5 protein-coding genes and 1 pseudogene are annotated in these 10,068 nt (G+C 69.5%); 3 read left to right on the forward strand and 3 right to left on the reverse strand.

What is annotated here, in order from left to right; translation table 11 throughout:
- A pseudogene (locus ACNPM4_RS19910) lies at positions 1–2,907 on the reverse strand (proline dehydrogenase family protein); the annotation flags it as partial.
- A 134-nt stretch (positions 2,908–3,041) separates the two neighbouring features.
- Between ACNPM4_RS19910 and ACNPM4_RS19915 the strand changes: the two are divergent.
- The 3 genes from ACNPM4_RS19915 (at position 3,042) to ACNPM4_RS19925 (ending at position 6,976) form a co-directional block, all read left to right on the forward strand.
- Entirely contained in the window at positions 3,042–3,950 is a 909-nt protein-coding gene (locus ACNPM4_RS19915) for a LysR substrate-binding domain-containing protein (RefSeq protein ID WP_448986919.1), read from the forward strand.
- A 108-nt stretch (positions 3,951–4,058) separates the two neighbouring features.
- On the forward strand, positions 4,059–4,646 hold the full coding sequence (locus tag ACNPM4_RS19920; RefSeq protein ID WP_417504481.1) for a nitroreductase family protein: 588 nt from the start codon (positions 4,059–4,061) through the stop codon (positions 4,644–4,646).
- Positions 4,647–4,705: 59 nt separating this feature from the next.
- Positions 4,706–6,976: an ATP-binding cassette domain-containing protein gene (locus ACNPM4_RS19925; protein ID WP_448986920.1), complete on the forward strand. Its 2,271-nt coding sequence runs from the start codon at positions 4,706–4,708 to the stop codon at positions 6,974–6,976.
- A 138-nt stretch (positions 6,977–7,114) separates the two neighbouring features.
- Here the strand turns inward: ACNPM4_RS19925 and ACNPM4_RS19930 are convergent, their stop codons facing one another.
- The gene (locus ACNPM4_RS19930) at positions 7,115–9,334 is read right to left on the reverse strand and encodes an ATP-dependent Clp protease ATP-binding subunit (protein WP_081860045.1); all 2,220 of its coding nucleotides are present in this window, start codon (positions 9,332–9,334) and stop codon (positions 7,115–7,117) included.
- A gap of 127 nt (positions 9,335–9,461) precedes the next feature.
- A partial coding sequence (locus ACNPM4_RS19935; RefSeq protein ID WP_448986921.1) for a phosphopantothenoylcysteine decarboxylase domain-containing protein occupies positions 9,462–10,068 on the reverse strand: 607 nt, incomplete at its 5' end.

The following is a 10,068-nucleotide window of genomic DNA, read 5'->3' on the forward strand; positions in this document are numbered from 1 at the left end:
CAGCGCGCCGACGGCGGGGACGACGGCAGCGCCGGGCGCGACCGCCGGAAGCTCGGCCGGGGTCCACTCGCCGAGGCCGAAGAGGTAGTTCGGCCCGCCGGCCTTCGCTCCGGCGCCGACGGCCGAGCGCTTCCAGCCGCCGAACGGCTGACGCTGCACGATCGCCCCGGTGATGCCGCGGTTCACGTACAGGTTGCCTGCCTCGACGCGGTCGAGCCAGGTGGCGACCTCATCGGAATCGAGCGAGTGGATGCCGGCGGTCAGGCCGTAGTCGACCGCGTTCTGCAGGCGCAGGGCCTCGTCCAGGTCCTTGGCGTGCATGATGCCGAGCACCGGGCCGAAGAACTCGGTCAGGTGGAAGTAGGAGCCCTCCCGCACGCCGGTCTTGACGCCAGGAGTCCACTGCTTGCCCTCATCGTCGAGCTTGCGCGGCTTCACGAGCCAGCGCTCCCCCTTCTCCAGCTTCGTGAGCGCGGTGAGCAGCTTGCCGTTCGCGGGCTCGATGATCGGGCCCATCTGCGTCGCCGGGTCGTCGGGCAGACCGACGCGCATCGACGTCACGGCATCCACCAGTTGACGCTCGAACCGCTTGGAGTCGGCGACCGATCCGACGAGGATCGCCAGCGATGCGGCGGAGCACTTCTGCCCGGCGTGCCCGAACGCGCTGCGGGCCACATCGGCGGCGGCGAGGTCGAGGTCGGCGGAGGGGGTCACGATGATCGCGTTCTTGCCACTGGTCTCGGCGAGCAGCGGCAGGTCGGAGCGGAACGAGCGGAACAGCTGAGCCGTCTCGTACGCACCCGTGAGGATCACGCGGTCCACCGCGGGGCCTGCGACCAGGCGTGTGCCGAGGTCGCGCGAAGCCAGGTCGACGAGCGCGAGCAGGTCGCGCGGCACGCCCGCGGCCCACAGCGCCTCGACCATCACGGCACCGCAGCGCTGGGTGAGCTTGGCCGGCTTGATGATCACGGCAGATCCCGAGGCCAGGCCGGCGAGCACGCCACCCGCGGGGATCGCGACCGGGAAGTTCCACGGCGGCGTGACCACGGTGACTTTCGAGGGCACGAACTCGGCACCCGAGATCGTCTCGAGATCCTTGGCGCGCTCGGCGTAGTAGTGCGCGAAGTCGATGGCCTCGCTGATCTCGGGGTCGGACTCGGCGATGGTCTTGCCCGCCTCATGGGCCATGATCTCGATGAGCTGTCCACGGCGCGCGGCGAGCTCGTCTCCGGCACGGTGCAGCACGGCGGCGCGGTCGGCGGCGGGCAGGGCGGCCCACTTCTCAGCGGCCGCGGTCGCGGCGTCGAAGATGCCGTCGAGCTCGGCATCCGTCTCGACCTTGGCGATCGCGATGGTGTCGAGGCCCAGCCTCGACCCGACCGAACGGCCGAGGATCTCGCGGCCCCACGCACGATTCGCGGCGATGGCCGGGTCGGTGTCGGCCTGGTTCTCGAAGCCCACGGTCGCGCCGGCGGGAGCTTCCGCGGTACGGTCCTGCACGCGGTGGGGTGCCGGGACGAACTCCGGCTCGTCGGTGGCGAGGGCGGCGAGCGAGCGCTCGAAGCGCTCCCGCTCCCGGGTGAGGAGCGTCGGGTTGGAGGCCAGCTCGAACACCGCCGACATGAAGTTCTCGGGGCTGGCGTTCTCCTCGAGACGGCGCACCAGGTACGCGATCGCCACGTCGAACTCGGCCGGGTTGACGACCGGTGTGTAGAGCAGCAGGCGGCCGACGTCTTTGCGGACGGCCTCGGCCTGACCCGTCGCCATGCCCAGCAGCATCTCGTATTCGACGAGCGGGTCGGCGCTGTCAGGGTCAGCGACCCCGCGAGCCTGCGCGAGCAGCCAGGTGTAGGCGATGTCGAACAGGTTGTGGCCCGCGACGCCGATGCGCACGGCATCCAGTCGCTCGGGGGTCATCGCCCAGTCGAGCACCCGCTTGTAGTTGGTGTCGGAGTCCTGCTTGGTGCCGTAGGTCGCGAGCGGCCAGCCGTGGATCGCCGCGTCGACCTCTTCCATCGCGAGGTTCGCGCCCTTGACGACGCGCACCTTGATGGGCGCCCCGCCCTTCGCGCGACGGGCCGTGGCCCACTCCTGCAGGTACTGCATGGCACCGAGGGCATCGGGCAGGTAGGCCTGCAGCACGATGCCGGCCTCGAGGTTCTCGAGGCCCGGCTGGTCGAGGATGCTCGTGAAGGCCGCGATCGTCAGGTCGAGGTCGCGGTACTCCTCCATGTCGAGGTTGATGAACTTGGCCTTGCCTTTGGCTTCGGCCTTCGCGGCGAGTTCGTAGAGCGGGGTCAGCTTCTCGACGACATCCGCCACGGCCTCGTCGAACGACCACATCGACAACTGGCTCACGACGCTGGAGACCTTGATCGAGACGTAGTCGACGTCGTCGCGGGCCAGGAAGTCGCGCGTGCCCTGCAGACGGTGCCCGGCCTCGCGCTCGCCGAGCACGGCCTCCCCGAGCAGGTTGAGGTTCAGGCGATTTCCGCTCTTGCGCAGCTTCGCGATCGCGGGCCCGAGCTTGGCCGGGGTGGCATCGAGCACGAGGTGCCCGACCATGGCCCGCAGCACGCGGCGCGAGATCGGCACGACGACACCGGGGAGCTTCGGCGCCCAGAAGCCGCCGGTCTTGATCGCGGCCCGCAGGTAGCCGGGCAGGAGGGTCGGGGTGATCTCCGAGATCTCGGCGAGCTTGCGACCCGCCACGCGCAGGTCTTCCGGACGCATCACGCCGTCGACGAAGCCGACCGTGAACGCGAGCCCGTTCGGGTCCTTGAGCACCTCGGACAGACGCTGCGCGGCCGGCTCGACGGGGTGGGTCTCGCTCTCGACGAGCCAGCGCTGCACCAGGGCGGCGACGTCTTCTGTACGGGGGGTGGTGGTGTCGGCGGCGACAGGCATCGGTGGGACCTTCCAAGAGAGCGCACACCGGGGTTTCGTGTGCGGCTGGATCATTGTCCTTCCCCTCGGTAGGCTCCGTCTATCAACCGATTCGAGTGAATTCGGTTTACTTAAGCTGAACGAACGGAACGGCCGTGCTCGACGTCAACCGATTGCGGATGCTCGTCGAGCTGTCCCGCCGCGGAACCCTCTCTGCGGTCGCCGACGCCCTCTCGTACAGCAAGGCCTCGGTGTCGCAGCAGCTGAGCGCGCTGGAGCGCGACGTGGGCGTGCCGCTGCTGCGTCGAGTCGGCCGCGGGGTGCAGTTCACGCCGCAGGGAAACGTGCTGGTCACGCAGGCCATCGGCATCCTCGATCAGCTCGAGCACGCCGAGGTCGCGGTCGCCGAGTCGCTCACCGAGGTGACGGGCACCGCGCGCATCGCCGTGTTCCAGTCGACCGCGCACTCCCTGCTGCCGCGCGCCCTCGAGTCCCTCCGGGAGCGGCATCCGGCGCTTCGGGTCGAGGTCACCGAGTGCGACCCGGAGACCGGGCTGGTCGGAGTGTCCAGCCGCGACTTCGACCTGATCCTCGCCGAGCAGTATCCGGGGCGCACCCGCCCGATCCACGCCGACCTCGACCGGGTGGTGCTCGCCCACGACGCGATCGCCCTGGCCCGGCAACCCGGAGCACCTCGGCACGCGGATGCCCTCGCGGAGCTGTGGTCGACCCGCGACGAGCCCTGGGTGCTCGAGCCTGCCGGCACGGCATCCCGCGCCTGGGCCGAGGAGCTCTGCCGCACCGCGGGGTTCGAGCCCGACGTGCGCTTCGAGATCGCCGACCTCACGGCGCATGTGCGCCTGATCCACGCCGGGCTCGCGGTCGGGCTGCTGCCCGAGCTCGTGTGGGCCGGCGACACCCCGACCGTCGACCTGGCGCCGCTTCCCCACGAGCCGCGCCGCGAGATCTTCTCCTCGGCACGGAAGGTCTCCGCCGCCGCCCCGTCCATCCGGGCGGTGCGCAGCGCGCTCGCGGACGCCGCGTCGCACAACCTGCCCGTCTAGCGGCACGCAGAACACCACCGCATTCGGGAATATGCATGCACATGCATCTGTTCTGTCCCGTGTACCCGGACGAAGGAGTCCGATCCACTCCTTCTGAAAGGCACTTCCGTGAGCACTCCCGTGATCGACCGCACCGCCCCGACCGAGCACCCCGTCCTCGACGTCCTCGCCGGCCGCTGGAGCCCCCGCGCCTTCGACGCGCAGAACTCGATCGACGAGGCCAAGCTCGCCACCGCCCTCGAGGCCGCTCGCTGGAGCCCGTCCGCCAACAACACGCAGCCGTGGCGCTTCATCGTCGCCCGCCGCGGCACCGCCCTGCACGCCCAGGTCGTCGACGCCCTGATGGGCTTCAACCAGGCATGGGCCGGGAACGCCGCCGTGCTCGTGGTCGCGATCGCCGAGACGGCCACCGCCGACGGCACCCCCATCACCCACGCCCTCTACGACCTCGGTCAGGCCGTCGCGCACTTCTCGGTGCAGGCCCACCACGATGGACTCGTCGTGCACCAGATGAGCGGCTTCGACCCCGAGGTCGTCCGCGAGTTCGCCGACCTCGAGGCCCGCTTCGTGCCGACCACGGTCTTCGCCGTCGGCGAGTTCGGCGACATCGAGGCGCTTCCCGAGGTGCTGCAGGAGCGCGAGGTCGCTCCGCGCGTGCGTCGCCCGATCAACGAGACGGTCGTCCTCAGCGCCTGACCTGCGCTCTCTCTGAACGGGGCCTCCGGATTGTCCGGGGGCCCCGTTAGCGTTTCGGGATGGACTCCCTCCGCATCACCGGGGCGCGGACGAACAACCTCCGCGACGTCTCGCTCGACGTCCCCAAGAAACTGCTGACCGTCTTCACCGGCGTCTCCGGATCGGGCAAGTCGTCGCTGGTGCTCGACACGATCGCCGCCGAGGCGCAGCGGCTCGTCAACGACTCGTACTCGACCTTCATCCGTTCGCGGCTGCCGCAGATGCCGGCGCCAGACGTGCAGTCCATGGACGGTCTGACCTTCACGGTGCTGATCGACCAGCGCCGGTTCACGGGCAATGCGCGCTCGACCGTGGCGACCGCGACCGACCTGGCCTCGCTCGTGCGCCTGGTGTTCTCCCGCGTCGGCGAGCCGTCGGCCGGGTACTCCCCCGCCTATTCGTTCAACGATCCGTCCGGCATGTGCCCGACCTGCGAGGGGCTCGGCACGGTGTACGACATCGACATCGACGCCCTGATCGATCCCGAGAAGAACATCGATGAAGGGCCGGTGCGGTTCAGCCTGTTCCGTCCGGGTGTGTATCGGTGGAAGCGGTTCGCGTACTGCGGGCTGTTCGACCGCCAGAAGCCGCTGAAGGACTATACGGCCGAGGAGATGGATCAGTTCCTCTACGCCGACAAGCTCAAGCTCGACGACCCGGATCCGCGTTTCCCGCAGAGCGCCCGGTTCGACGGGGTGATCACCCGCATGCGCGACGTGTTCCTGAAGCAGCGCCCGGTGAAGATGTCGGCGCAGGTGCGCGAAGAGCTCGACCGGCTCGTGACCCACCACACCTGCCCGGACTGCCACGGCGCGCGGGTGAACGAAGCGGCGCGGGCGAGCCTCATCGACGGGCGATCGATCGTGGACTGGATGCGGATGCCGGTGGCCGAACTGCATGCGCTACTCGACGCCTTCGACGACCCTCGGGTGGCGCCGGCGGTCGAGGGCGTCCGTCATGTGCTCGATGCCCTGCTCTCCGTCGGGCTGGGCTATCTCACGCTCGACCGCGAATCCTCGACCCTGTCCGGCGGCGAGGCGCAGCGCGTCAAGATCGTGCGCCACCTCGGCAGCGCCCTGACCGACGTGACCTACGTGTTCGACGAGCCGAGCACCGGGCTGCACCCCGCCGACATCCAGCGCCTCGTCGCCCTGCTGCAGCGGCTGCGCGACGCGGGCAACACGATCCTCGTGGTCGAGCACCACCCGCAGGTGATCGCGGTCGCCGACCATGTGGTCGACCTCGGGCCGGGCGCGGGCTCCGCCGGCGGCAGCGTGCAGTTCGAGGGCACGCCCGCAGCGCTGCGCGGCAGCGACACCCTCACCGGACGAGTGCTCGCCGAGCCGTTGGCGATCCGCGAAAAGACCCGGCAGCCCTCGGGTCGCATCACCGTGAAGGATGCACGCTCGCACAACCTGCGCGGGTTCGACGTCGATGTCCCGCTCGGCGTGCTCACCGCGATCACGGGGGTCGCGGGTTCGGGCAAGAGCTCCTTCGCCACCGTGGAGCTACCGCGCCAGCATCCGGAGTTCACGGTCGTCGGGCAAGACGCGCTGCGTGGCGGAGCGCGGTCGACGACGCTGAGCATCCTGCGCATCGCCGACACGGTGCGTGAGGTGTTCGCCGCCGCGTCGGGGCTCGACCCGTCGTGGTTCAGCTTCAACTCGCGCGGAGCCTGCCCCACCTGCCGGGGGCGCGGACACATCACGACCGAGCTCGCGTTCCTCGACGACGTCTCGCTGCCCTGCGACGCGTGCGGCGGCCTGCGTTTCAACCCGACCGCTCTCGGGGTGCAGGTCGACGGCGCCTCGATCGCCGATGTGCTGGCATCCACGCCCGCCGAGGTCAGCAGGCTGTTCTCCGCGCATCCCGATGTGGTCTCGGCCCTGGACTGGGTACAGCGCACCGGGCTGCGCTACATCCCGGTCGGGCGTTCGCTCGACACCCTCTCGGGAGGTGAGAAGCAGCGGCTGCTCCTCGCCCGGCATCTCAGTGATCCGCGGCGCGACTCCGCCGACCGGATCATCCTCGACGAGCCCACTTCGGGACTGCACCCCACCGACGTCGACACGATCAACACCCTCTTCGACGACCTGCTCGACGACGGTGCGACCCTGGTCGTCGTCGAACACAACCTGCGCGTGGTCGCACGCGCGGATCACGTCGTCGACATCGGCCCCGGCGCCGGCTCGGACGGCGGGCAGCTGATCTTCGCCGGCACCCCGACGGAGATCGTGCGCGACTCCGCTTCGCTCACCGGCCGAGCCCTCGCGACGGCCTCCCGCGCCTGATCGCACAGCAGCGCGCGACCACACTCCCGAAATGAAGGAGAACTCACGCCGGGAAGGATGCTCCGCAGCATCCGCTCCTTCGTAGCGTGAGTTCTCCTTCAGGACGTGCGACGGGTGCGCGGGCGAAGAGGGAACAACTCAGTCGTCGAGCAGCTCCGCCTCGATCACGTCGTCATCATCGTCGTCCTCGGGAGCGGGCTCGGGCGTCGTCGACGTGAGCACGAGGCCCGCACCGTCGGCACCGACATCCACCCGCACGGTGTCGCCGTCGCGCACACCGCCGGAGAGCAGCGCGGTGGCCAGCTTGTTCTGCACCTCGCTCTGGATGAGGCGGCGCAGCGGCCGCGCACCGAACATCGGGTCGTACCCGCGCTCGGCGAGCCACGACCGGGCATCCGGCGTCACGGCGAGCGTGAGACGGCGGTCCTTCAGGCGGTCGTGCAGCTGGTCGACCGAGAGTTCGACGATCTGCGCGAGGTCGTCTTCGCTCAGGGCCGAGAACATCACGATGTCGTCGAGACGGTTCAGGAACTCCGGGCGGAACGCCTGTCGCACGAGCGCCATCACCTGCTCGCGCTTGGCCTCGGGCGACAGCACCGGATCGATGAGGATCGGCGAGCCGAGGTTCGACGTGAGGATCAGGATGACGTTCGAGAAGTCGACCGTGCGACCCTGGCCATCGGTGAGGCGACCGTCGTCGAGCACCTGCAGCAGCACGTCGAACACCTCGGGGTGCGCCTTCTCGACCTCGTCGAGCAGGATCACGCTGTACGGACGACGCCGCACGGCCTCGGTCAGTTGACCGCCCTGCTCGTAGCCGATGTATCCCGGAGGGGCACCGACGAGCCGCGACACCGAGTGCTTCTCGCCGTACTCCGACATGTCGATGCGCACCATGGAGTGCTCGTCGTCGAACAGGAACTCCGCCAGCGCCTTGGCCAGCTCGGTCTTACCGACACCGGTCGGTCCGAGGAACAGGAACGACCCGGTCGGACGCCCGGGGTCGCTGATGCCGGCACGAGAGCGCCGAACAGCATCCGACACCGCCTTGACCGCATCCTTCTGTCCGATCAGGCGCTTGCCGAGCTCACTCTCGAGGTGCAGCAGCTTCTCGCTCTCACCCTGCAGCAGACGACCCACGGGGATGCCTGTCCACGCGGCGATGACCGCGGCGATGTCCTCTTCGGTGACCTGCTCGTTGACCATGCGCGGTTCGGCAGGGGTCGCGGCCTCGGCCTGCTCGGCTTCGGCGATGTCGCGCTCCAGGCGCTTGATGGTCTCGTACTCCAGCTTCGAGGCCTTGGTGTAGTCGGCGTTGCGCATGGCGAGGTCGCGCTGCGTGATCGCGTCGTCGAGCTGCTTCTTGAGCTCGCCGACCCGGTTCAGACCCTGACGCTCACGCGCCCACCGGGCCTCCAGCTCCGCGAGCTCCTTCTCCATGCCGACGAGCTGCTCGCGCAGAGCGCCGAGGCGCTCCTTCGATGCGGCGTCCTTCTCACGCTTGAGGGCCAGCTCCTCCAGCTTCAGCCGGTCGACCTGGCGCTTGAGCTGGTCGATCTCGACCGGCGAGGAGTCGATCTCCATCTTGAGCCGAGACATCGACTCGTCGATCAGGTCGATCGCCTTGTCGGGGAGCTGACGCGCAGGAAGGTACCGGTTCGAGAGCGCGGCAGCGGCGACGAGGGCGCTGTCCGAGATCGTGACTCCGTGGTGCGCCTCGTAGCGCCCCTTGAGCCCGCGGAGGATCGCGATGGTGTCCTCGACCGTGGGCTCGCCGACGTACACCTGCTGGAAGCGACGCTCGAGCGCGGCATCCTTCTCGATGAACTCGCGGTACTCGTTGAGCGTCGTCGCACCGATCAGCCGCAGTTCGCCGCGGGCCAGCATGGGCTTGAGCATGTTGGAGGCCGCGACCGATCCCTCGCCGCCGCCCGCGCCCATCAGCACGTGCAGCTCGTCGATGAACGTGATGACCTGCCCATCGGACTCGGTGATCTCCTTGAGGACCTGCTTCAGCCGCTCCTCGAACTGCCCGCGGTACATGGCGCCGGCCACGAGGGCGGAGATGTCGAGCGTGACCAGCTCCTTGTCCTTGAGCGACTCGGCCACGTCGCCCGCGACGATGCGCTGGGCGAGACCCTCGACGACGGCGGTCTTGCCGACGCCGGGCTCGCCGATCAGCACCGGGTTGTTCTTGGTGCGGCGGGTGAGCACCTGGCTCACGCGACGGATCTCGCTGTCGCGTCCGATCACGGGGTCGAGCTTGCCCTCGCGGGCGCGGTCGGTCAGGTTGATGCCGAACTGCTCGAGGGCGGACTGCTGGTCTTGGTTCTGGTTGCCGGTCTGCGGGGTGGTCATGCGCTCCTCCTGGAGATGCTCCTTCTGGTCGTCTCCCGCCTTCCGGATCGGGAGACGGGGTAAAAGTTGAGTCTTGTTGACTCAAGTTTAGCACTCGCCGAGATTCTGTTCCAGCCCCCGCCTCCCGTCAGCGCTCCTGCGCGACGGCGTCCCAGATCGCGGCCGCGACCGCACGTTTCGACCCGGAGGCCATGCCCGCTTCCCTCCCGCCCGGCCCGAGGATGTGCACGGTGTTCTCGGCCCTCTCGAACCCGCGCTCCCAGCCGACCTCGTTCACCACGAGCAGGTCGACACCCTTGCGCTGCTGCTTGCGGCGAGCGCGGGCGAGGAGTTCCGCCTCATCTTCCGGGGTCTCCGCGGCGAAGGCGATGACGAGCTGCCCGGGCTTCCGCGCCGCCGCGAGTGCGGCGACGATGTCCTCGTTCTCGACCAGCTCGATGGTCGGCACTCCCCCCGCCTCCTTGGTGAGCTTGCGGTCCGAGACCTCCACCGGCCGATAGTCGGCCACGGCCGCCGCCATCACGACCACATCGGCCGCTGCGGCCTCGCGCTTCATCGCTTCGGCGAGCTCGGCGGCCGCACCGACGGAGACGACGCGGATGGACGGATGCCGCGCCTCGGCGATCACCTCACCCGCGATGTTCGCCGCGACCAGGGTCACCTCGGCCCCGCGTGCGGCGGCCTCGGCGGCGAGGGCCGCCCCCTGCCTGCCGCTGGACCGGTTGCCGAGGAAG

It is taken from the genome of Microbacterium umsixpiens (genome assembly GCF_053543675.1).